Consider the following 21,995-nt stretch of genomic DNA (forward strand, 5'->3'; position numbering starts at 1 on the left):
CGCGGGCACGCGCCAAGGCTCTCAGGTCCTGGCCGATCCCTGCAGCCGGTAACGATCCAACGCCACGGCTCCGATGATCACGAGGCCCTTGATCACGTACTGCCAGATGTCGGACACACCGATGAGGATGAGGCCGTTCGACAGCACCGCGATGATCAGCGCGCCGACCAGCGTGCCCCAGATCGAGCCGATGCCGCCGACGAACGAGGTGCCGCCGAGGATCACGGCGGTGATCGCGTCGAGCTCGTAGGACTGGCCGAGCTGCAGGCCGTTGGCCGCGTAGAGCCGCGCTGCCTGCATGGCGCCGCCGAGCCCGGCGAAAAGTCCGGAGACACCGTAGACGAAGATCAGCACCGCCCAGACCTTGATGCCGGCCAGCCGCGCCGCGCTTTCATTGCCGCCGACCGCATAGATGTGCACGCCGAGCACGGTCCGGCGCAGCACCAGCCAAGAGACCAGGATGACGAGCAAGGCAATCACCGAGAGCCACGGGATCGAGGCGACACCGGGAACGAGTGTCAGCGAGCCGTTGCCGATGAAAGCATAGGGAATGGAGGGATTGAACACCGTGGTGTCGGCCCCGAGCAGCCGCGCCAGGCCGCGCACTGCGGTCAGCGAGCCGAGCGTGACGATGAAAGGCGGCAGGCGGAGCAGCGCAATCAGCGCGCCGTTGACAATTCCGAAACCGAGGCCGGTGAGCAGCGACGCCGGCAGCCACAGCGTTCCGAGCTCCGGCAGCTTGGAGAGCGTCAACCCGGCCATCGCGGAGGCCGCCAGGATCGAGCCGACCGACAGATCGATGCCGCCGGTGAGGATGACGAAGGTCATGCCCGCGGCGAGCACGGTGTTCACCGCGGCCTGCTGCAGCACGATGCCGAGATTTTGTCCGGTGAAGAAGCGGCCCTCGGACAGGAAATGAAAGCCGATGCAGAGAATCAGCAGCACCGGCAGCATGCCGAGCGCGCTGATCAGCACCCTGACCCGCTGGCGCCTCGTCTCGGCGGCAGCACCGTTCGTCGTCGCGGCGGGCTGGGCCTTCGCTGCACCATTGTCAGGCATCGAGATGCTCCATCCCCGTGGCAAGCGCCATGATGTCTTCCTGCGTCAGCGGCGAATTGGGACCGCGCGTCACCTCGCCGGCGATGTGCCCGCTACGCATCACGACAACGCGGTCGCAGATGCCGATGATTTCGGGCAGATCGGACGAGATGACGAGGATCGCGGTGCCGGCCTTGGCCAGATTGTCGATGATCGAATAGATCTCGGATTTGGCACCGACATCGACGCCACGCGTCGGCTCATCGAGGATCAGGACCTTCGGCGCAATGGCTAGAAGCCGCGACAGCAGCACCTTTTGCTGGTTGCCGCCGGACAGGGCCCCGGCCAGGACGCCGACATTGGCGGCGCGAATGCTGAGGCCAGCGAATGCCCTGTCGGCGCGCTCGCGTGCTTTGTCACGATCCAGGAACCAGCCGAGCTTGGCATCGCGGCCGAGCACCGCGAGGTTGATGTTGTCCAGGCACGACATGTCGAGGAACAGGCCGAGCGCCTTGCGGTCCTCGGTCAGATAAGCGATCCCGGCTTCGAGCGCCTCGCCGGGATTGCGGATCTCGACCGGCTGTCCCTCCAACTCGAGTCGGCCGGAGGTTTTGGGGGAGGCACCGATGATGAGATGCGCGAGCTCGGTGCGGCCCGCGCCGATCAGGCCGGCGAGGCCGACCACCTCGCCTGCATGCACGGTGAGCGAGCAGCCCTTGACGCGCTGATCATCGGCCATGTCGATTGCCGCGAGCACGGGATGTCCCCGCCCCGCCTCGGGATCGTGGTCCTTCTTGTAGAACGAGGAGACGTCGCGCCCGACCATCAGCCGCACGATGGTGTCGGCGCGGATCTCGGACTTTTCGAGCGAGCCGACCAGCCGCCCGTCGCGCAGCACGGTGACGCGGTCGCCAAGCGCGTAGACCTCGTCCATGCGATGCGAGATGTAGATGATGGCAAGCCCCTCGGCGCGGAGCTGGCGGATCAGCGCGAACAGCCGCTCGCTCTCGGCGGCCGACAACGCGGTGGTCGGCTCGTCCATGATCAGGATCTTCGATCTCGCGTGCAGCGCACGCGCGATCTCGACCAGTTGCCGCTGGCCCATGGAGAGATGCGCCACCAGCGTCGAGGGCAGGAAGTCCGCGCCGAGCCGTTTCAGGATCGGGCCGACACCCTCGCGCATGACGCCGCGCGCCAGCAAGCCCGAACGCGAGATCTCCCGCCCGAGATAGATATTCTCGGCGACGCTGAGATTGGGCGCGAGCGACAGCTCCTGATAGATGATGGAGATGCCCGCGCTGCGGCCGCCGAGCGGACCTTCGATCCGGACCGGATGCCCCTCGATGCGGATCTCGCCGCCGGGATCAGGCCTGTAGGCGCCGGACAGGATTTTCATCAGCGTCGACTTGCCGGCGCCGTTCTCGCCCATCAGCGCATGAATTTCGCCGGCATAGACAGTGAGATCGACAGCCCGCAGCGCCTTGATGCCGAAGAAGGTCTTGGAGACCCCACGCATCTCGAGGATCGGATCGTTCATCGTGCCTCCCGGCGCACAATGCGTTTCCTACCCGCGTCTCAATCGGTTTTGTCAGCGCGGCTCACCCATTAAACAAAACACCGCAAGCCAGGGCAATACCGAACACTGCCGAATGCAACATCGCGGCGGGGTTAGTGGCGTCGGCGATACAGTTCGCGCCAGGCGGGAAGCCGCTCGGCATAGGCATCGGTCAGCCCGGCGTCAGGTTCGAACGTCTCGATGCGTTGCGGCTGCGTGCAGACGGTGGTGATCGCCTCACCAGTGACAGCAAGTCGCCCCAATCTCGCCGCACCGAACGCTGCGCCGGTCTCGCCGCCGGCAAAGCGATGGACTGGAACATTGAGCACGCTGGCCAGCACCGAGAGCCAGAACTCCGAGCGTGAGCCACCGCCGATGACGTCGGCTTGCCCAATCGCAATGCCGGCATCCGCGAGCGCGTCGCGGCAATCGGCCAGCGCGAAGGCAACGCCTTCGAGCACCGCCTGCACGATCGCCGCGCGATCGGTGCCATGGCTCAAACCATCGAGCATGCCGCGCACGGCGGGATCGTCGTGCGGCGTACGCTCGCCCGCGAGATAAGGCAGGAAGCTTACCGGCGACGGCGCCTGCGGGCGCGAGCCAAGCGGTGCCAGCAACTCGGCTTCGGTGACGCCGAACAGACGCGCGGCCCAGGCGAGGCAGGAGGCGGCGGAGAGGATCGCGCCGGCCTGAATCCACATGCCGGGAATGGCGTGGCAGAACGTGTGCACGACGCGATCGGGGTTGGCGGCTATTGTGTTGGTCGGAGCCAGCAAGGCGCCCGAGGTTCCCAGCGATACGAACGCGGTGCCCGGCTCGATCGCGCCAATGCCGACGGCGCCGGCCGGATTGTCGCCGGCGCCACCCGCGATCACGGGCTGTCCGGCCATGCCCCAGCGCCGCGCGAGCTCACCGCGCAGCCGCGCCGCGGGCGCACATCCTTCGACCAGGCGCGGCATGTGCTGGCGCGACAGACCGGTCGCGGCCAGTGCCGCGTCCGACCAGTCCCGACGCGCTGCATCGAGCCACAGGGATCCCGACGCATCAGAGACGTCCTCGACGGCCTCGCCTGACAGCACCAGGCGCAGATAGGCCTTTGGCAGCAGCACGAGCTTGGTCGCCGCAAAGACGTCAGGCTCGTGCGTCGCGATCCAGAGCAGTTTCGGCGCGGTGAATCCCGGCATCGCCTTATTGCCCGTCGTCGCACGCAAGGCCGGCCAGCGCTGCTCCAGGACACGGCACTCTGCAGCTGCGCGCCCGTCGTTCCAGAGGATGCAGGGCCGCAGCGGCTTCGCGCTCGCATCGAGCAGCGTGGCGCCATGCATTTGGCCGGACAGCCCGATCCCTTTGACCGCCGCCAGCGCGCCGGCATGCGAGGCCTTCAGGGCATCCAGCGTGGCGAAGGCCGCATCGATCCACTGCGCCGGGTCCTGCTCGGAATAGCCCGGCTGCGGCGAGGCGATCGTCAGCGGCCGGCTCTCGCTTGCGATCACGCGCTGGGCATCGTCGACGAGAACGGTCTTGACTGCGGAGGTGCCGAGATCGATGCCGAGATACATGGGTGCTTCCCGCTCACTTCGCCGCGTCGATCCAGATCCCCGGCTCCGAATGCTCGCGGATGTGGCTGACCAGGAAGTCCGAGAAGACCCTGATCTTGGCCGGCAGCCTGACGCGGTTCTGATAGGCGATGTTCATGGTCAGTAACGGCAGCTGCCAGTCACTCAGCACGGGCACCAGCCGGCCGGCCGCGATATCGCCCTGCACGATGTAGAGCGGCTGGATCAGGATGCCCAGCCCGGCACGCGCCGCACCACAGATGATCTGGCCATCATTGCTGTCGAGCGTCGGCGCGATCCGAACCGTCTGCGTCGTGCTGCCCTGGCTCAGCCGCAGCGAATAGGGATCGTTGGCGAGGTTGTAGATCAGCATGTTGTGACGGGCGAGATCCGCCGGATGCTCAGGCCGGCCGTGCTTCTCCAGATATGACGGAGCCGCCGCCAGCACGCGGTGCATCTGGCCGATGCGGCGCACGATGATGTTGGAATCCGGCTCGTGCTCCCGGGTGCGGATCGCGACGTCGATACCAGCCTCGATGAAGTCCAGATAGCGGTTCGCGCTGATGATCTGCACGCTGAGATCAGGATAGAGCGCGCGAAAGGCGGGCAGCATCGGCGCGAGATAGATCATCGCAAAGGACAGCGAAGACGTTACGCGCAGCATCCCCTTCGGCGACAGCGCGCGGTCGGAGACGGCGTCTTCGGCCTCGGCAAGCTCGTTCAGCAGCGTGCTGCAGCGCTGCAACAACTCCTGCCCTGCTTCGGTCAGCCATTGCCGGCGCGTGTTGCGCTCGATCAGCCGGACGGCAAGGCGCTCCTCCAGCGCACTGAGATGGCGGCTGGCGGCCGCGTTCGACATCCGCAGCATTTCGGCAGCCTTGGACAGGCTGCCGAGCTCGGCTGTTTTGGAGAAGACTTCGAGTTGGAGCAGCCGGTCCATTTTTGCGGAAACAGGAAAAGAGACTTACAAATTTTGACCTTTAATTCCGATTTCTGCAAGGCAAAATACTTCCAACAAAGCACAATGGCAGGCGAGGAAATCAGGAAATGTCGGGCCCGATCAGGCACATCGTGATGTGGCGGCTGCGCGGGGAGACCCCCGCGGAGCGGTCCGCTGCCCGGCTCAAGGTCAAGACCCTGTTCGAGGGCCTCAAGGGCCGGATCGACGGCCTCACTCATATCGAAGTCGGCATGGACGTCAGCGATGTCGATTACGCTTGCGACGTGGTGCTGTTCTCCGAGTTCACCGACCAGGCAGCGCTCAGCGCCTATGCCAACCATCCGGAACATCTGCGGGTCCGCGAGGCCTTGGGCGACTTGCGGATCGGACGCTTCCAGGTCGATTATCCCATCAAAGAGACCGGCGCATGATCGGTTCGTTCACCTTTGAAAATCTGCCCTGCCGCGTCGTGTTCGGCAGCGGAACGTTGACTAGCGCCAAGGCCGAGGTCGAGCGGCTCGGCGGCAAGCGCGCGTTGGTGCTGACGACGCCCCAGCAGGAGGCGCAAGGCAAGAGCCTTGGGGCCGCGCTCGGCCCGCTCTATGCCGGTATCTTTCCAGGCGCCACCATGCACACGCCGGTCGAGGTCACCGAGCGCGCGCTCGCGGCGATGAAGGCGTGTGAGGCCGACTGCGTCGTCTCGCTCGGCGGCGGCTCGACCACGGGCCTCGGCAAGGCGCTCGCCTTGCGCACCGGCGTCAACCAGCTCTGCATTCCCACCACCTATGCCGGCTCCGAGATGACGCCGATCGTCGGCCAGACCGAGAACGGCCTGAAGACCACGGTGCGCGATGCCGCGATCCTGCCCGAGACCGTGATCTACGATGTCGATCTGACGCTGACGCTGCCGCCGAGCTTGGCTGCGACATCGGGCATCAACGCCATCGCCCATGCGGTAGAAGCGCTCTACGCACGCGACGCCAATCCCGTGACCTCGCTGATGGCGGAAGAAGGCATCCGTGCGCTGGCCCGCGCCCTGCCCGCGATTGCCGCCAGAAGCGACGACCGCGAGGCGCGCACCGAAGCGCTCTATGGCGCCTGGCTGTGCGGCGTCTGCCTCCGTACCGTCGGCATGGCGCTGCACCACAAGCTCTGTCACACGCTCGGCGGGACCTTCGACCTGCCGCACGCCGAGACCCACACCATCGTGCTGCCGCATGCGCTGGCCTACAACGCGCCTGATGTGCCCGACGCGATGGCGCGCATCTCGCGCGCGATCGGCACGACCGATGCAGCGCGGGGGCTCTATGACCTTGCCAAGCGACTAGGTGCCAAGCTGGCGCTACGTGACATCGGCATGCCCGAGGGCGGCATCGACAAGGCGGCCGATCTCGCCGTCACCAACGCCTATTGGAATCCGCGTCCGCTCGACCGAAACGCCATTCGCGAGCTGATTGCACGCGCCTGGGCCGGCGAGCCCCCGGTCGCGATCAAAGCGGCGGCTTGAGGCGATGCGCCGCACGCTGATCAGATCCGCAGCCGTCATCAGCATGGATGACGCGATCGGCGATCTCGCGACCTGCGACGTGCTGGTCGAGGGCAGCCGCATCGTCGAAATGCGCCCTTCGATCGATCTCGGCAGCGGGGCTGCTGAAACCGATATCATCGACGGCACGGGCCGTATCGTCATTCCCGGCCTCATCAACGCGCATATGCACACTTGGCAGACCGGCTTGCGCGGCTTTGCCGCGAACTGGACGCTCTTGGAATATTTCCGCCGCATGCATGCCGGGCTCGCGACCGTATTCCGGCCCGAAGACATCCACATCGCAACGCTCGTCGGCGCGCTGAACCAGATCAACCAAGGCGTCACCACGCTGGTCGACTGGTGCCACAACAATCCGACGCCCGATCACACCGACGCCGCCGTGCGCGGGCTGATCGAGAGCGGCATCCGCGCCGCCTTCTTCCACGGCTCGCCCAAGCCGGAGCCGAAACCGGGCGAGCCGCATTTCTCGGAAGTGCCGCATCCGCGCCGCGAGGTCGAGCGGCTGCTGGCAGGCCCTCTCGCCGACCGCGACGGCCTCGTCACGCTCGGGCTTGCCATTCTCGGCCCGCATTATTCGACGCTCGACGTCGCCATGCAGGATTTTCGCCTGGCGCGGGAGCTCAGGCTGACCGCATCGATGCATCAGGGTGGCGGCCCGGCCAAGACCCCCGGCGGCTGGGAAAAACTGATTGAGGCTGGTCTCGTCGGCCCGAGCGTCAACATCGTCCATGGCAACGATCTGTCCGATGATCTGCTCGATCGTCTCGTGAATCTCGGCGTCTCGTTCTCGGTCACGCCCGAGAACGAGATGATTCAGGGCCATGGCTTTCCGATCACCGGACGTCTGCTCAGGCGTGGCGTGCGGCCGACGGTTGGCATTGATCTCGAATCCGTGCTGGCCGGTGATCTCTTCTCTGCCGCACGCATCGCGCTATCGATGCAGCGGGCGCTCGACAATGCCGAGTCGCGCAAGAGCAGCGGCACCATTCCGGCGACCACGACCATCCCGGTGCGCGAGGCATTGCGCTGGATCACGACGGAAGGTGCCCGCATGCTCGGCCGCGAGCACCAGATCGGTTCGCTGACCCCGGGCAAGCAGGCCGACCTCGTCATCATCAACGCCTCCGATCTCAATCTCCATCCGGTGCATGATCCCGTCGCGACCGTGGTGATGCAGACGAGCCTTGCCAATATCGAGGCCGTGATGATCGGCGGCGCCTGGAAGAAGCGGAACGGCCGGCTGCTGGTCGAGGGACTCGAGACGAAGAAGGAACTGCTGGCGCAATCCGGCCGGCGGCTGGTGCAGAACATTGAACGACAGGAGCGCGCCGCCTGAAGGCGCCAACGGACAACAACAATGACAGACGCTTCGAAGAATGTTGCTTTCATCGGGATCGGCAAGATGGGCCTGCCGATGTCCTTGCTCGTCGCCAGGGCCGGCTACACCGTGGCCGCGTTCGATCAGAGCGCGGCGCGGATCAGCGAGGCTCGCGCGCAGGGCATTGCGATTGCCGCATCGCCCGCCGAGGCGGTGAGCGGCAAGGCCGCGGTTATCACCTCCCTGCCCGACGACGCCGCCTTGCGCGGCGCGCTGCTCGGCCCCACCGGCCTCATCGCCGCGATGGCGCCCGGTGCTGTTCTGATCGAGACCAGCACGGTGAGCGTCGAGGCCTCCACCGAAGTTGCTGCCGCCGCGCAGTCCCGCGGCATTCTCTACCTTCGCGCACCGGTCTCCGGCAACGCCAGCATCGTTCACACTGGCGCTCTGACCTGCTTCGTCTCGGGACCGAAAGACGCCTTCGATAGCGCAAAGCCGCTGTTCGCAGCTTTCACCCGCGCCCAGACCTATCTCGGCCCCGCCGAGGAAGCGCGTTATGCAAAACTCTCGGTCAATCTGATGATCGCCGTGTCGGCGGCGATGATGGCGGAGAGCCTGGCGCTGGCGCGCAAGGGCGGCATTGCCTGGCAGGACATCTTGAAGGTGCTCGACGACAGTGCGGTGGCCTCCCCCATGGTCAAGTACAAGACCGCGCCACTGAGGACACGCGACTTCGAGTCGACCTTCTCCTGCAAGCAGATGGCCAAGGACCTCGACCTGATCCTGGGTGCCGGTCACGCCGTCGGCGTCCCGCTTCAGCTCGCAGCGCAAGTGCGCGAAACCTATGGCTCGCTGGTCGCGCAGGGCGACGGCGACACCGACTTCATCGCGACGGTCAAGCATCTCGAACGGCTGTCCGGCCTCGGCGAGCCAAAACTCTGATCCACGGAGCTCCTATGCGCAACTTCAACGAGACCACGATCACGGACGCCGTGCTGGAGCGGATCGCCGGCGCGACCGACCCGCGCATCAAGCAGGTCAGCGAAGCGCTGGTTCGACACCTTCATGCCTTCGTCCGCGAGGTGCGTCCGACCCAGAAGGAATGGGAATACGGCATCGACTTCCTGACCCGCACCGGGCACATGTGCGACGACAAGCGCCAGGAGTTCATCCTGCTCTCGGACACGCTCGGCGTCTCCATGCTGGTCGATGCGATCAACCATCCAATCCCGGAAGGCGCGACCGAGACCACCGTGCTCGGGCCGTTCTTTGTCCAGGCCGCGCCGGAGAAGAACAGCGGCGACGATATCTCCGGCCCGATGGAGGGCAATCCGATGCTGGTCACCGGCTCGGTCTCGACCGTCGACGGCAAGCCGCTCGCAGGCGCCGTCGTCGACGTCTGGCACTCCGACGACGACGGCTATTACGACGTGCAGCAGCTCGACCGGATCGGCGATCTCGCCATGCGTGCCCGCTTCCACACCGACGCCAACGGCCGCTTTCATTTCTGGTCGATCAAGCCGGCCGCCTACCCCATTCCGCATGACGGGCCGGTCGGCGAGATGCTGGAGGCGCAGGGACGCCATCCATGGCGCCCGGCGCATGTGCACTTCATGATCTCAGCGCCTGGTTTCGAGCAGCTGGTGACGCACGTGTTCGTTGCCGGCGACCAATATCTCGACAGCGACGTGGTGTTTGGCGTCAAGGACAGCCTGATCCGCGAATTCGCAAGCCATCCCGCCGGCCGTGCGCCGGATGGTCGCATGGTGGAGCGCGCGTATTTTCATCTCAACTACGATTTCGGTTTGAAGCAGGTTGCGAGCAACGCAAGAGCCGCCTAAGCCGGACGGCAACGCAGCGGACCGGCAAGAGTCCGCGATCGGAGCAGACAGAGAGCTTAAGGATGGGACCGCGGGTCAGCACGAGCATATTGGCCGATCGCCTCACCGGCATGATCGGCCCGCGCGCGAGCGTCGCGCGCGGCGTGCTCGATCAGCATGGGCAGAGCGAGTCGCATTATCGGAGCCTGCCGCCCGACATCGTCGTCTTCCCCGAGACGACGCAGGAGGTCGCCGAGATCGTGAAGCTGTGCGCGGGCGCGGGCATGCCGATCGTCCCGTTCGGCGCCGGGACTTCGCTCGAAGGCAATGCGGCTGCCGTCGCCGGCGGCGTCTGCTTCGACTTCGCACGCATGAACAAGGTGCTGGCCGTGCACGACAGCGACATGGATGTCGTGGTGCAGCCCGGCATCACCCGCAAGCAGCTCAATGCCGAGCTGCGCAATACCGGACTGTTCTTCCCGATCGATCCCGGCGCCGACGCCTCGATCGGTGGCATGACCTCGACGCGTGCGTCCGGGACGATGGCGGTGCGCTATGGCACCATGAAGGACAATGTCATGGCCCTCGAGGTGGTGCTGGCCGACGGCCGCGTGATCCGCACCGCCAGGCGGGCGCGCAAATCAGCGGCCGGCTATGATTTGACGCGCATGTTCGTCGGCGCAGAAGGCACGCTCGGAATCATCACCGAGATCACGCTGAAGGTGCACCCCGTGCCGCAGGCGATCTCGGCGGCGGTCTGCAGCTTCGACAGCCTGCACGATGCCGTGGACACCGCAATCTCCGTGATCCAGTCCGCGATTCCGGTCGCGCGGATCGAGCTGCTCGACGACGTCATGATGCGCGGCATCAACGCTTACGCAAAACTCGGCTATCGCGAAGCGCCCACCCTGTTCTTCGAATTCCACGGCTCGGAGACCTCGGTCGCCGAGCAGGCCGAAGCCGCGCAGGCGATTGCCGCCGATCATGGCGGCCATGGCTTTGCCTGGGCCAAGGCACCGGAGGACCGCAGCCGGCTCTGGCACGCCCGCGACAACACGCTCTATGCAGGCCTCGGCCTGCGACCCGGCGCCCGCGCAGTGATCACCGATGTCTGCGTGCCGATCTCGCGGCTGGCGGAATGCCTGACCGAGACGCGGCGCGATGCGGACGAGCACGGCTTCACCGCGCCGATCGTCGGCCATGTCGGCGACGGCAACTTTCACATGCTGATCCTGATCGACCCGGCAAAGCCCGAGGAGAGCGAAGGCGCCAAGGCGCTGCAGGCCCGCATGGTTGCCCGTGCCATCGCCATGGACGGCACCTGCACGGGTGAGCATGGCATCGGGCTCGGCAAGATCGACTATCTCACCGATGAGCTCGGCGAGGCCGTGGACGTCATGCGATCAATCAAGACCGCCCTCGATCCGGACGGACTGATGAACCCCGGAAAGATCTTCTCAGGCGGAGCCAAGGCATGAGCGACAAGACATGAGCGACAAGGCATGAGCAAGAGGTCATGAGCGACGCGCTGCCGATCGAGGTCACCTCGCCTGCGCCGCTGCTGGAGCTGCGCGGCATCAGCAAGGAATTCCCCGGCGTCAAGGCGCTGGACGACGTGTCCTTTGCCGTCTACCCCGGCGAAGTGCACATGCTGCTCGGCGAGAACGGCGCCGGCAAGTCAAGCCTGATGAAGGTGCTGTGCGGCGCCTACCGTGCCGACGCCGGCGAGTTCTATTACAACGGCGAACCGGTCGCGATCTCCTCGACCGCCGATGCGCAGAAGCTCGGGATTGCGGTGATCTTCCAGGAATTCTCCCTGGTCCCCTATCTCGATATCGCCCAGAACATCTTTCTTGGCCGCGAGCCGAAGGGCCGCATCCCCGGCACGATCGATCGCCGCCGGATCCTGGCCGACGCCAAGCGTGTGCTGGATACGATCGGCTTCGATATCGATCCCTCCACCATCGTCGACAAGCTCGGCGTCGCCCAGCAGCAGATGGTCGAGATCGCGAAGGCGATCAGCCAGAATGCCCGCATCCTCGTGATGGACGAGCCGACCGCGGCGCTGTCCGACCGCGAGACCGAACTCCTGTTCGCGCTGATCGCGCGGCTGAAGGCCGACGGTGTCGCCATCGTCTATATCTCGCATCGCATGGCCGAGGTGTTCGCGATCGGCGATCGCATCACGGTGCTGCGCGACGGCCGCCGTATCGACGGAGTTCGCCCCACCGACGTGACGCCGGACCAGCTCGTGCGCATGATGGTCGGCCGCAATGTCGACACGACTTATCCCAGGAATTTCGCCGACAAGCCGGGCGAGGTGCTGCTGCAAGTCAAGGGTCTGACCTCCCCGACCGGCATCTCCGACATCAACATCGAGGTGCGCAGGGGCGAGATCGTCGGGCTGTGTGGCCTCGTCGGCTCCGGCCGCAGCGAAGTCGCGCGCGCCATCTTCGGCGCGGATCCCGTGACGTCGGGCGAGATCATCTTCGACGGCAAGGCGATTTTCGGCGAGCCCGATCTTGCTGCCCGCCGCGGTATCGCGCTGATCCCGGAGAGCCGCAAGAGCGAAGGCCTCGCGCTGCTGCGTTCGGTGAGTGACAACCTCGTGGTGGCGGCGTTGAAGAAGCTGTTCCCGAGTGGGCTGTTCGACCAGCGCGCGGCGCAGCGGACAGCCGACGGCCTGATCCGGCAGCTGCGCATTGCGACACCGAGTGCGCGCCAGACCGTCGGCCTGCTGTCGGGCGGCAACCAGCAGAAGGTCGTGATCGGCAAATGGCTGGCAGCCGGGTCAAAGCTCTTCATCTTCGACGAGCCGACGCGGGGCATCGACATCGGCGCCAAGTCCGAGATCTTCGCGCTGATCGACCGGCTCGTCGCCGATGGCGCCGCTGCGTTGATGATCTCGTCCGAACAGATCGAGATCTGCCATGTCTGCGACCGCGCCTATGTGATGCGCGAAGGGCGGATTGCCGGCCATCTGACCCGCAACGAACTGACCGAGGAGAACATCGTGCGATTGGGGATGCATCATGCGTGAGGCCGCAGTCGCTTCAGAGCCCAATCCGCTGCAACGCATTCCCGGCGTTGCCATCGTGCTGGTGCTGCTGATCGCCCTGTTCGGCGCGATCGCGCCGGGCTTCCTGTCGGTCGCCAACCTCTCCAACGTGCTGGTGCAGTCGACCATCCTGACCATGCTCGCGCTGCCGATGACGCTGATCATCATGACCGAGGGGCTGGACCTGTCGATGGGCGCGGTGCTGACGCTGACCTCCCTCTGTGTCGCCATCGTGTCGCTCGCGACCAAGTCGATGCTGCTGGGTCTCGGTGCCGGCCTGCTGGTCGGTGCGGCGTTCGGCGTCGCCAACGGCTGGCTGGTTGCGATCCTCGGCATCCCGCCCTTCGTCGCGACGCTCGGCACGCTCGGCATGGCGCAGGGCCTGTCGCTGATCGTCAGCGACGGCCAGAGCGTGGTCGGCATCCCCCACAGCGTGCGCGACATCTATTCGGCGACGCTGCTCGGCGTGCCCGTGCCCATCGTGATGGCACTGGTGACATACGCGGCGTTCCACGGCCTGCTCTATCACACCCGCTTCGGCACCTACATCTTCGCGCTCGGCGGCAACCGCGAGGCGCTGCGCTATGCCGGGCTCTCGCCGAACAAGCTGCTGATCGCGGTCTATGCGATCGGCGGCGCCATGGCCGGGCTCGCGGGCCTGTTGATGACGGCGCGGATGAATTCCGGCCATCCGACCGCCGGCCTCGGCCTGGAATTCGATGCCATCGCCGCGGTTGCCGTCGGCGGCACCTCGTTCGAGCGCGGCAATGGCTGGCTGCTCGGCACCCTGCTCGGCGTCCTCGCCGTCGGCGTGCTGCGCAACGGATTGAACCTGATCTCGCTGCCGTCCTCGGTGCAGGTCGCAAGCGTCGGCGTCCTCGTCATCGTTGCCCTGTTCCTCGACGGCCTCAGGAGCCGCGCATGACCGACATCACCAAAGAGGCGATGATGCCGCCCCGCTCCTTCCTGTCGCAGGATGCGATCCAGCTGTTCTATCGCCTGCTGGCGGCGTTCCTGATCTGCGCCGTGCTCGCCGTGCTCAGCGATTCCTTCCTGAGCCTCGGTAACATCCTCAATGTGCTGAGGCAGGCGAGCCTGACCTTCTTCATCGCCTCCGGCCTGACGCTGGTGGTTCTGACGGCCGGCCTCGATCTGTCCGTCGGCGCCAATGTCGCGCTGTCCGCCTGCATCGCCGGCACCGTGATCCACAAGACCGGCTCGCCGGCGCTCGGCATCGTCACCGGGCTTGCCTCCGGCGGCCTCGTCGGCCTGCTCAACGGCATCATGGTCACCGCGCTGCGTATCCCCTCCTTCATCGCCACCTATGGCATGCTCTGGGTGCTGAACGGCCTGACCTATTGGTACATGGCGGGCGAGACGCTGCACGGCTTTCCGGCCGGCTTTCGCCAGATCGGCAGCGGCTATCTGTTCGGCCTGCCGATCCCGGTCTATCTGCTCTTGGTATTCCTCGGGATCGGAACGCTGTTCGCACAGCGCACGATCTGGGGCCAGGAGATCTACGCGATCGGCGCCAACCCGGTCGCGGCTCGCCTGTCCGGCATTCCGGTCGCGCGGCGCCTGCTGCTGGTCTACGCCGTCTCCGGCATCATGGCCGGACTCGCCTCGATCATCTTCCTGTCGCGGCTCAATTCGGCCGAGGCCGACATCGGCGAGAGCCTGACCCTGCCGGCGATTGCGGCGGTGCTGATCGGCGGCACTTCGCTGTTCGGCGGCGTCGGCACCGTGTTCGGCACCTTCATCGGCGCGCTGATCCTGACGCTGGTGCTGAACGGCATGAACCTGCTCTCGGTCAGCGCCAACTGGCAGCCGCTGGTGACAGGCATCATCGTCATTCTTGCGGTCTGGCTCGACATGAAGACCCGTCGCCGCACGCAATGAGTTCTAGCAATCCAACAAGCAAAATGAGGGATGGAGGCAACATGACACGGAAACTGGCTTATCTCGCGCTGCCGCTACTGATGGCGGCCGCGTTCACGACTGGAGCGCGTGCTGACGGCGAGACCATCGCCGTCTTCACCAAGAACCAGACCAACCCGTTCTTCCAGACGGTGCGCGTCGGCGCCGACAACATGGCGAAGGCGCTGAACGCGAAGACGCTGCAGTACATCCCGACCAAGCCGGATTCGATTCCCGAGCAGCTCAGCCAGATCGAGGACGTCGTGGTGAAGAAGCCGAGCGCGATCGTGTTCACGCCGGTCGACTACAAGGCGATGGTGCCGGGCGTCGAGAAGATCAACGAAGCCAAGATCCCCGTCGTCAACATCACCGACCGTTCCGCCGGCGGCAAGTTCCTGTCCTTCGTCGGCGCCGACGACTATAGCCTCGGGCTCGAGACCGCGCGCTTCCTGCTGAAGACGCTTGGCGGCAAGGGCAACATCGTCATCATCGAGGGTGTCAAGGGTTCGCTGACCAATGTCGACCGCGTGCGCGGCTTCAACGACGCGCTGAAGGAAGCGCCCGGCGCCAAGCTGTTGGCCTCGCAGCCAGGCAACTACCAGCGGCTCCAGGCGCTCCAGGTCATGGAGAACCTGATGCAGTCGAATTCGCAGATCGACGGCGTGCTGGCCGCCAACGACGCCATGGCGGTCGGCGCGATCGAGGCGCTCGACGGTGCGAACCGCAAGGCGCAGGTGATCGGCATCAACGGCACCAAGGAGGCGATCGACGCGATCAAGTCCGGCAAGCTGCTCGCCAGCGGCGATTACAATGGCTTTGCGCAGGGCTGCCTCGGCACCATGATGGCGATCCGCGCCTTGCGCAATGAGCCTGTCATTGCCGAGATCGTGCTGAAGCCCACCGTCATCACCAAGGACAATTACCAGCCGTTTGACGTCCCGCTGGAGCAGCGCACCTGCCCGACCTTCGAGGACGCCGGCAAGCTCGGCGCCAAGTAAATCCACCCCTCACATCCGGACGGCCGCGATGCGGCCGTCCCAAGAACGAAAGCCAAGAAACGGAGATCACCATGCTGTTCGCCATTCACGCCATCGACCGCCCCGGTGCGCTGCCGACCAGGCTTGCCAATTACGATGCCCACAAGGCGTTCCTGAGCGACACCTCGCGCTTCGGCGTCAAGATCGTGATGTCCGGTCCGCTGGTGTCCGATGACGGTCAGACCATGATCGGCAGCCTGTTCCTGATCGAGTCGCCCAGCCGTAGCGAGGTCGAAGCCTTCAATCGCGCCGATCCCTTTGCCGCAGCCGGAATCTGGGACAAAGTCACGATCACCGGCTTCCTGCGCCGGCAGGGGTGAGCCCGCCCCCCGTCAAAACTGCGAAAACAACCCCATGCACAGTAGAACGGGGCTTGTTTTTGCAAACGAATTTCGAACGTCAGTTCTCCCCCTTCAAAGCAGGTTGAGTTTGGTTGAACCGATATGCGCTCAGGGGTCGATTCACCTCTCCGCAGGGAGAGGTCGGAGCGCATCGAAGATGCGGTCCGGGTGAGGGGATCTGGTCTCGTTGAGTGCCCGCGGCCCCTCACCCGGATTGCGCTGGACGATGCTTCGCATCGCCAGGGCAATCCGCCTCTCCCCGTCGGGGAGAGGTGAATCACCGACAGCCCGCCGGATCTAATTTCATCATGCTTTAGCTGCTCGTCGGCGCCGTCCCGTCTTCGAGATGGCAGGCCACCCACTGCTCGGCTCCCGCCGCGCGCAGCACCGGCTCCTCGACCCGGCAGCGGTCGAAGACGAGTGGGCAGCGGGTGTGAAAGCGGCATCCCTTCGGCGGATTGATCGGGCTCGGCACATCGCCCTTGAGGATGATCGGATTGCGCTGGGCGCCGGGCTCCGGCAGCGGCACCGCGGACAACAGCGCCTTGGTATAGGGGTGCTTCGGGGCCGCAAAGATCTCGCGGCGCGGCGCGACCTCCACGATCTTGCCGAGATACATCACGGCGACGCGGTGGGTCATGTGCTCGACGATCGCGAGGTCGTGGCTGATGAACAGGAGCGCAAGGCCGAACTCGCGCTGGAGGTCCTGCAGGAGGTTGACGATCTGCGCCTTGACCGAGACGTCGAGCGCCGAGACCGCCTCGTCGCACACAATCAGCTCGGGCTCGGCCGCGAGTGCACGTGCAATGCCGATGCGCTGGCGCTGGCCGCCGGAGAACTCGTGCGGCCTTCGGTTCAGCGCCTCGCGCGGCAGGCGCACAATGTCCATCAGCGAGGTGACGCGGACTTCGAGATCCTCCGCCGACTTGGCGAGGCCGAAATTCCGGATCGGCTCGGCCAGGATGTCGCGCACGCGCATCCGCGGATTGAGGCTCGAGAACGGATCCTGGAACACCACCTGCACGCGGCGGCGCATCTGGCGCATCGTGCCTGGCGCGGCATCATCGATGCGCTGCCCATCGAGGATCACCTGTCCCGCGGTGATGTCGAACAGCCGCAAAATGGCGCGGCCGACCGTCGACTTGCCGCAGCCGGATTCGCCGACCAGCGACAGCGTCTCGCCACGCGCGATCTCGAAGGAGACGCCGTCGACCGCATAGACGAATTCGGACTTGCGGTTGAACAGCCCGCCCTTCACCGGAAAGTGCTTCTTGAGGTCGTTGACCTGGAGCAGCGGAGGACTCATGCCGCAATGGCTCCCTTGGCGGCGTAGTGGCAGGCGGCGATGTGGCGGGGGCCCTTCTCCTCGAGACCGGGCGCGTATTGCCGGCAGAGGTCAGTCGCGAGCGCACAGCGCCCGGCAAAGACACAGCCGGTGATCGGCTTGCGCAGGTCGGGCACCTGCCCCGGGATCTCGGCGAGCCGCGTCGTGGTGCCTGATAGCGAGGAGCCGAGCTTCGGCACTGCCCCCAACAGGCCTTGCGTATAGGGATGGCGCGGGGAGCGGAACAGCTCGGCCACCGGCGCCTCCTCGACCTTGCGGCCGGCATACATCACCATGACGCGTTCGGCGATCTCGGCGACGACGCCGAGGTCGTGGGTGATCAGGATGATGGCCGCGCCCACGCGGCGCTTCAGATCCAGCATCAGCTTCAGGATCTGCGCCTGGATGGTGACGTCGAGCGCGGTGGTCGGCTCGTCCGCGATCAGGAGCTTTGGATTGCAGGCGAGCGCGATGGCGATCATCACGCGCTGGCGCATGCCGCCGGAGAGCTGGTGCGGATATTCGCGCACGCGCCGCTTCGGTTCGGGAATGCCGACCAGCGTCAGCATCTCGATCGCATGCGTCTCGGCGGCCTGCTTGTCCAGGCCCTGATGGATCATCAGCGTCTCGCGGATCTGGCGGCCGACGGTCAGAACCGGATTGAGGCTCGTCATCGGCTCCTGAAAGATCATCGAGATATCGTTGCCGCGGATCGCGCGCATTTCGCGATCCGAGAGTTGCAGCAGGTCCCTGCCAGCAAAGCGGATGGCGCCCGCGATCCTGCCCGGCGGCTCCGGGATCAGCCGCATCAATGACATCGAGGTCACCGACTTGCCGCAGCCGGATTCGCCGACGATGGCCAGTGTCTCGCCCTCATTGACATGGAAGGACACGCCGTCGACGGCCCGATTGATACCGCCGGGCGTGCGGAAGTGGGTCTGCAGGTTCTCGACTTCGAGCAGCGCCATTTCGGTCAGCCTCGATCCATCACAAGCAGCATCACAGGCACGCCATCACAGACTCTTGGCCATGCGCGGGTCGAGCGCATCGCGAAGGCCGTCGCCGAGAAGATTCACGGCGAGCACGGTGACGGATAGGAACGCCGCCGGAAAGAACACGATATAGGGCTTGACCTGCCACAGCGCGCGGCCCTCGGCCATGATGTTGCCCCAGGACGGAATGGTCGGCGGCGTACCGGCGCCGATGAAGGACAGGATCGCCTCGGTGATCATGGCGCTGGCGCAGATATAGGTCGCCTGCACCAGCATCGGCGCGACCGTGTTCGGCAGGATGTGACGCAGAATGATCATCGGCGTCCGCGTGCCGCAGGCGACCGCAGCATCCACATAGGGCTGCTCACGCAGCGACAGCACGACGCTGCGGACGAGACGCGAGACGCGCGGGATCTCGGCGACGGTGATCGCCAGGATCACGTTGCCGACGCTGCCGCGCGTCAGCGCCATCAGCGCGATCGCGAGCAGGATCGGCGGGATCGACATCAGGCCGTCCATGAAGCGCATCAGGATGCCGTCGGCCCAACGGATGAAGCCGGAGACCATGCCAATGGCCAGCCCCGCCGCGGACGCGAAGATCGCAACCGACAGGCCGACCGTGAGCGAGACCCGCGCCCCAAACAGCACGCGCGAATAGATGTCGCGGCCGAGCACGTCGGTGCCGAACCAGAAATCGGCCGAGGGTGCACGCGTACGCTTGGCGGGCGCCAGCGCGGTCGGATCGACCGTTCCGAGATAGGGCGCGAATACCGCGATCAGGACCAGCATCAGCAGCAGCACGCCGCCGATCGCGACGGTGGGATGGCCGCGCAAAAACCCGATGAAGCCGCGCCGAATCGTGACCGGCCGCAAGATTTCAGGCAGTTGCGGCGCAAGGACGAGCCCGGCCGGAAGCGATTGCGGATTGACGGTGGCGTCGGTCAATAGCGGATCCTCGGGTCAACGAGCGTGTAAATGACGTCGATCATCAGATTGACGAGGACGTAGACGAAGCTGAACAGCAGCACGATGCCCTGGATGACCGGATAGTCGCGGCGCAGGATCGCATCGATCGTGAGCCGGCCGAGGCCGGGGATCGCGAACACGCTCTCGGTCACGACCGCGCCGCCGATCAGGAGCGCGATGCCGATTCCGATCACGGTCACGATCGGCACCGCCGCGTTCTTGAGCGCGTGAATGAACAGGATGCCGCCCTGCCCGAGGCCCTTGGCCTTGGCGGTGCGGATATAGTCCTGCTGCAAGACTTCGAGCATGGCGGCGCGGGTGATGCGCGCGACCAGCGCGATGTAGACACAGCCGAGCGCGATCGCCGGCAGGATCAGATTCTCCAGCCACGGCCAGAAGCCCTGGTTGAGCGGCGTATAGCCCTGCACCGGCAGCCATTCGAGCTCGAGCGCGAAGATGTAGGCGAGCATGTAGCCGACCACGAAGACGGGCAGCGAGAAGCCGAACACGGCAAAGCCCATGATGATGCGGTCGATCAGGCTGCCGGCCTTCCAGGCCGCCACCACGCCGAGCGGCACCGCCACCATGATCGTCAGCAGCAGCGTGACGATCATCAGCGACAGCGTCGGTCCGAGACGCTGGGCGATCATCGCCGAGACCGGCAGGTTGGTGAAGATCGAGGTGCCGAGATCACCGTGTAGGATGCGCCAGACCCAGCTTCCGAACTGGACCAGGAACGGACGGTCGAGGCCGAGGCTCTGACGGATGCGCTCCACATCCTCCGGGCTCGCCTGGTCGCCCGCGATCACCACGGCGGGATCACCGGGCGCGATGTAGAGCAGGCTGAACACGAACAGCGCGACGATGGCCATGACCGGCAAGGTCGCGACGATGCGACGGAGGATGTAGGAGAGCATCTGGCCTCAACGCACCATCATGCGGACTTCGACACGCCCCAGAAGAACGGCAGCGGCCCCTTGGTGATGCCGGAAACGTTCTTGCGCCATGCGGTGTAGGTCAGGAAGAAGCCGGTCGGCGCGTAGACGACGTCCTCGAGCGCGGCCTTGTTGACCTTGCCGATCGCGGCCTTTTCCTCTTCGACATTCTTGGCCTCGAACCAGCCCGTGATCTCCTTCTCGGTGTTCGGGCTGTTGGGCCAGCCGAACCAGGCCTTCTCGCCATTGGCGCGGATGGCGGTGTAGGCGGCGGGCGTGATGCAATCGGCGCCGGCATGCCAGCTGTGGAACATGTTCCAGCCGCCCTGCCCCGGCGGCGTCTTCTGCGCCCGGCGCGAGCCGACCGTGCCCCAATCGGTCGCGACGAAGTCGACATTCATGCCGAGCCGTTTCAACAGATCCGCGGTGACGTCGCCTTGCGCCTTGGTGATCGGCTGGTCCTGCGCAACGAGGCAGGTCACCGGTTGGCCGGAATAGCCGCTCTCGGCAAGCAGCTTCTTGGCCGCGTCGAAATCGCGCTTGCCCTTGAGGATCTCGCCACCGAGCTCGTTATAAACAGGCGTGTCCGGCGTGAAGAAGCCGGGCAGCGGCTTCCACAGCGCGGTGTCGTCGCCGACGATCGCGCGCATATAGTCTTCCTGACTGAGCGCCATCAGCACCGCGCGCCGCGCCCGCACGTCGTTGAAGGGCGCGAACAGATGGTTCATGCGGAACGAGCCGATATTGCCGAGGGGATCGCCGATATCGACGCTGATGTTCTTGTTCTTCTTCAGCACGGGCACGAGGTCGGCAATCGGGTTCTCCCACCAATCGACCTCGCCGTTCTGCAACGCCGCGGCAGCGGTGGCCGGATCCGGCATCACGATCCATTCGACGCGATCGAGCTGCATCTGCTTGCCGCCCGCGAGCCAGGACGCCTTCTCCTGGCGCGGCACGTAATCGGCGAACTTCTCGAACACGGCCTTCGCGCCGGGCACCCATTCGCCCTTGGCGAATTTCATCGGGCCGGAGCCGACATATTCGGTGATCTGCTTGAACGGATCGGTCTTGGCGATACGCTCGGGCATGACGAAGGAGCACGGCGCGTTGTTCTTGGCGAGCGCGTAGAGCATTTTCGGGAAGGGCTGCTTCAGGACCCATTTGAAGGTGCGGTCGTCGACGGCGGTCAGTTCCTGCTGGATCGCGAGGATCATCAGGCCCATTGGATCGCGCGCGGCCCAGCGCGACAGGCTCGCAACGACGTCCTTGCTCAGCACCGGTTCGCCGTCATGGAATTTGAGGCCCGGGCGCAGCTTGAATGTCCAGATCTTGCCGTCGTCCGAGGTCTCCTCGGATTCGACCATCTGGCGCTGCGGCTGCAGCTGCGCGTCGATGCCGTAGAGGGTATCCCAGACCATCGCGGCGGCATTGCGCACGACATATTGCGTGCCCCAGATCGGATCGAAATTGGCGAGATTGGCCTGCGGCACGAAGCGCAGAGTCCGCGCGGATGCGCCCTGCGCGATGGCCGGAGCCGAGATGCCGGTCAATGCCAGACCGCCCGCGCCGGCCAGTCCCTTCAATACGGTCCTGCGATCCATGAAGTCCTCCCAGTAATGCCGTGATGCCGGCCATCGTTGGCCAAGAGC

20 protein-coding genes are annotated in these 21,995 nt (G+C 65.6%); 11 read left to right on the top strand and 9 right to left on the bottom strand.

Features of this window, described 5'->3' with window-relative positions; translation table 11 throughout:
- Positions 1 to 21 precede the first annotated feature (21 nt).
- The 4 genes from P6U31_RS23055 to P6U31_RS23070 form a co-directional block, all read right to left on the bottom strand.
- Positions 22 to 1,059, bottom strand: coding sequence for an ABC transporter permease subunit (locus P6U31_RS23055; protein ID WP_407184073.1), 1,038 nt, complete (start codon positions 1,057 to 1,059; stop codon positions 22 to 24).
- Positions 1,052 to 2,575 (bottom strand): sugar ABC transporter ATP-binding protein, encoded by a 1,524-nt coding sequence (locus P6U31_RS23060; protein ID WP_407184074.1) that lies wholly within the window; start codon positions 2,573 to 2,575, stop codon positions 1,052 to 1,054. The genes P6U31_RS23055 and P6U31_RS23060 overlap by 8 nt, the downstream gene beginning before the upstream one ends.
- Before the next feature lie 131 nt (positions 2,576 to 2,706).
- Positions 2,707 to 4,152, bottom strand: coding sequence for a xylulokinase (xylB, locus tag P6U31_RS23065; protein ID WP_407184075.1), 1,446 nt, complete (start codon positions 4,150 to 4,152; stop codon positions 2,707 to 2,709).
- Positions 4,153 to 4,165: 13 nt separating this feature from the next.
- Entirely contained in the window at positions 4,166 to 5,089 is a 924-nt protein-coding gene (locus P6U31_RS23070; protein ID WP_407184076.1) for a LysR family transcriptional regulator, read from the bottom strand.
- 107 nt (positions 5,090 to 5,196) lie between these two features.
- Here P6U31_RS23070 and P6U31_RS23075 point away from each other — a divergent pair, with 107 nt between their 5' ends.
- The 11 genes from P6U31_RS23075 (at position 5,197) to P6U31_RS23125 (ending at position 16,108) form a co-directional block, all read left to right on the top strand.
- On the top strand, positions 5,197 to 5,520 hold the full coding sequence (locus P6U31_RS23075) for a Dabb family protein (protein WP_128924919.1): 324 nt from the start codon (positions 5,197 to 5,199) through the stop codon (positions 5,518 to 5,520).
- Positions 5,517 to 6,596, top strand: coding sequence for a maleylacetate reductase (locus P6U31_RS23080; protein ID WP_407184077.1), 1,080 nt, complete (start codon positions 5,517 to 5,519; stop codon positions 6,594 to 6,596). Before P6U31_RS23075 ends, P6U31_RS23080 begins: the two co-directional genes overlap by 4 nt.
- Positions 6,597 to 6,600: 4 nt before the next feature.
- Positions 6,601 to 7,974: an amidohydrolase family protein gene (locus tag P6U31_RS23085; protein WP_407184078.1), complete on the top strand. Its 1,374-nt coding sequence runs from the start codon at positions 6,601 to 6,603 to the stop codon at positions 7,972 to 7,974.
- A 21-nt stretch (positions 7,975 to 7,995) separates the two neighbouring features.
- On the top strand, positions 7,996 to 8,898 hold the full coding sequence (locus P6U31_RS23090; RefSeq protein ID WP_407184079.1) for an NAD(P)-dependent oxidoreductase: 903 nt from the start codon (positions 7,996 to 7,998) through the stop codon (positions 8,896 to 8,898).
- Between the two features lie 14 nt (positions 8,899 to 8,912).
- The gene (locus P6U31_RS23095) at positions 8,913 to 9,797 is read left to right on the top strand and encodes an intradiol ring-cleavage dioxygenase (protein ID WP_407184080.1); all 885 of its coding nucleotides are present in this window, start codon (positions 8,913 to 8,915) and stop codon (positions 9,795 to 9,797) included.
- A gap of 62 nt (positions 9,798 to 9,859) precedes the next feature.
- Positions 9,860 to 11,254 (top strand): FAD-linked oxidase C-terminal domain-containing protein, encoded by a 1,395-nt coding sequence (locus tag P6U31_RS23100; RefSeq protein ID WP_407184081.1) that lies wholly within the window; start codon positions 9,860 to 9,862, stop codon positions 11,252 to 11,254.
- Between the two features lie 38 nt (positions 11,255 to 11,292).
- Positions 11,293 to 12,816 (top strand): sugar ABC transporter ATP-binding protein, encoded by a 1,524-nt coding sequence (locus tag P6U31_RS23105; protein ID WP_407184082.1) that lies wholly within the window; start codon positions 11,293 to 11,295, stop codon positions 12,814 to 12,816.
- The gene (locus P6U31_RS23110) at positions 12,809 to 13,759 is read left to right on the top strand and encodes an ABC transporter permease (RefSeq protein ID WP_407184083.1); all 951 of its coding nucleotides are present in this window, start codon (positions 12,809 to 12,811) and stop codon (positions 13,757 to 13,759) included. Before P6U31_RS23105 ends, P6U31_RS23110 begins: the two co-directional genes overlap by 8 nt.
- Positions 13,756 to 14,733: an ABC transporter permease gene (locus tag P6U31_RS23115; RefSeq protein ID WP_407184084.1), complete on the top strand. Its 978-nt coding sequence runs from the start codon at positions 13,756 to 13,758 to the stop codon at positions 14,731 to 14,733. The genes P6U31_RS23110 and P6U31_RS23115 overlap by 4 nt, the downstream gene beginning before the upstream one ends.
- Positions 14,734 to 14,774: 41 nt before the next feature.
- Positions 14,775 to 15,749 carry a sugar ABC transporter substrate-binding protein gene (locus P6U31_RS23120; protein ID WP_407184085.1) on the top strand — a complete coding sequence of 325 codons (975 nt, stop codon included), beginning with the start codon at positions 14,775 to 14,777 and terminating at the stop codon, positions 15,747 to 15,749.
- Positions 15,750 to 15,820: 71 nt separating this feature from the next.
- On the top strand, positions 15,821 to 16,108 hold the full coding sequence (locus P6U31_RS23125; RefSeq protein ID WP_407184086.1) for a YciI family protein: 288 nt from the start codon (positions 15,821 to 15,823) through the stop codon (positions 16,106 to 16,108).
- A gap of 334 nt (positions 16,109 to 16,442) precedes the next feature.
- Here P6U31_RS23125 and P6U31_RS23130 read toward each other — a convergent pair whose 3' ends face one another.
- Genes P6U31_RS23130 through P6U31_RS23150 form a run of 5 tightly spaced genes read right to left on the bottom strand, consistent with a single transcriptional unit; the run spans position 16,443 to position 21,947 of the window.
- Positions 16,443 to 17,435, bottom strand: coding sequence for an ABC transporter ATP-binding protein (locus P6U31_RS23130; RefSeq protein ID WP_407184087.1), 993 nt, complete (start codon positions 17,433 to 17,435; stop codon positions 16,443 to 16,445).
- A complete protein-coding gene (locus P6U31_RS23135) occupies positions 17,432 to 18,421 on the bottom strand; it encodes an ABC transporter ATP-binding protein (protein WP_407184088.1) in 990 nt (329 codons plus the stop codon). Before P6U31_RS23135 ends, P6U31_RS23130 begins: the two co-directional genes overlap by 4 nt.
- A 45-nt stretch (positions 18,422 to 18,466) precedes the next feature.
- The gene (locus tag P6U31_RS23140) at positions 18,467 to 19,390 is read right to left on the bottom strand and encodes an ABC transporter permease (protein ID WP_407184089.1); all 924 of its coding nucleotides are present in this window, start codon (positions 19,388 to 19,390) and stop codon (positions 18,467 to 18,469) included.
- The gene (locus P6U31_RS23145) at positions 19,387 to 20,328 is read right to left on the bottom strand and encodes an ABC transporter permease (RefSeq protein WP_407184090.1); all 942 of its coding nucleotides are present in this window, start codon (positions 20,326 to 20,328) and stop codon (positions 19,387 to 19,389) included. The genes P6U31_RS23140 and P6U31_RS23145 overlap by 4 nt, the downstream gene beginning before the upstream one ends.
- Positions 20,329 to 20,345: 17 nt before the next feature.
- On the bottom strand, positions 20,346 to 21,947 hold the full coding sequence (locus tag P6U31_RS23150; protein ID WP_407184091.1) for an ABC transporter substrate-binding protein: 1,602 nt from the start codon (positions 21,945 to 21,947) through the stop codon (positions 20,346 to 20,348).
- Positions 21,948 to 21,995 lie beyond the last annotated feature (48 nt).

Origin of the sequence: Bradyrhizobium centrosematis (assembly GCF_045571495.1) — a bacterium.
GTDB classification, from domain to species: Bacteria; Pseudomonadota; Alphaproteobacteria; order Rhizobiales; family Xanthobacteraceae; genus Bradyrhizobium; species Bradyrhizobium centrosematis.

Excerpts from the sequence above, each read along its gene's own strand:
- P6U31_RS23055 (WP_407184073.1), bottom strand. The coding sequence starts at position 1,059 with ATGCCTGACAATGGTGCAGCGAAGGCCCAGCCCGCCGCGACGACGAAC.
- P6U31_RS23060 (WP_407184074.1), bottom strand. The coding sequence starts at position 2,575 with ATGAACGATCCGATCCTCGAGATGCGTGGGGTCTCCAAGACCTTCTTC.
- xylB (WP_407184075.1), bottom strand. The coding sequence starts at position 4,152 with ATGTATCTCGGCATCGATCTCGGCACCTCCGCAGTCAAGACCGTTCTC.
- P6U31_RS23070 (WP_407184076.1), bottom strand. The coding sequence starts at position 5,089 with ATGGACCGGCTGCTCCAACTCGAAGTCTTCTCCAAAACAGCCGAGCTC.
- P6U31_RS23075 (WP_128924919.1), top strand. The coding sequence starts at position 5,197 with ATGTCGGGCCCGATCAGGCACATCGTGATGTGGCGGCTGCGCGGGGAG.
- P6U31_RS23080 (WP_407184077.1), top strand. The coding sequence starts at position 5,517 with ATGATCGGTTCGTTCACCTTTGAAAATCTGCCCTGCCGCGTCGTGTTC.
- P6U31_RS23085 (WP_407184078.1), top strand. The coding sequence starts at position 6,601 with ATGCGCCGCACGCTGATCAGATCCGCAGCCGTCATCAGCATGGATGAC.
- P6U31_RS23090 (WP_407184079.1), top strand. The coding sequence starts at position 7,996 with ATGACAGACGCTTCGAAGAATGTTGCTTTCATCGGGATCGGCAAGATG.
- P6U31_RS23095 (WP_407184080.1), top strand. The coding sequence starts at position 8,913 with ATGCGCAACTTCAACGAGACCACGATCACGGACGCCGTGCTGGAGCGG.
- P6U31_RS23100 (WP_407184081.1), top strand. The coding sequence starts at position 9,860 with ATGGGACCGCGGGTCAGCACGAGCATATTGGCCGATCGCCTCACCGGC.
- P6U31_RS23105 (WP_407184082.1), top strand. The coding sequence starts at position 11,293 with ATGAGCGACGCGCTGCCGATCGAGGTCACCTCGCCTGCGCCGCTGCTG.
- P6U31_RS23110 (WP_407184083.1), top strand. The coding sequence starts at position 12,809 with ATGCGTGAGGCCGCAGTCGCTTCAGAGCCCAATCCGCTGCAACGCATT.
- P6U31_RS23115 (WP_407184084.1), top strand. The coding sequence starts at position 13,756 with ATGACCGACATCACCAAAGAGGCGATGATGCCGCCCCGCTCCTTCCTG.
- P6U31_RS23120 (WP_407184085.1), top strand. The coding sequence starts at position 14,775 with ATGACACGGAAACTGGCTTATCTCGCGCTGCCGCTACTGATGGCGGCC.
- P6U31_RS23125 (WP_407184086.1), top strand. The coding sequence starts at position 15,821 with ATGCTGTTCGCCATTCACGCCATCGACCGCCCCGGTGCGCTGCCGACC.
- P6U31_RS23130 (WP_407184087.1), bottom strand. The coding sequence starts at position 17,435 with ATGAGTCCTCCGCTGCTCCAGGTCAACGACCTCAAGAAGCACTTTCCG.
- P6U31_RS23135 (WP_407184088.1), bottom strand. The coding sequence starts at position 18,421 with ATGGCGCTGCTCGAAGTCGAGAACCTGCAGACCCACTTCCGCACGCCC.
- P6U31_RS23145 (WP_407184090.1), bottom strand. The coding sequence starts at position 20,328 with ATGCTCTCCTACATCCTCCGTCGCATCGTCGCGACCTTGCCGGTCATG.
- P6U31_RS23150 (WP_407184091.1), bottom strand. The coding sequence starts at position 21,947 with ATGGATCGCAGGACCGTATTGAAGGGACTGGCCGGCGCGGGCGGTCTG.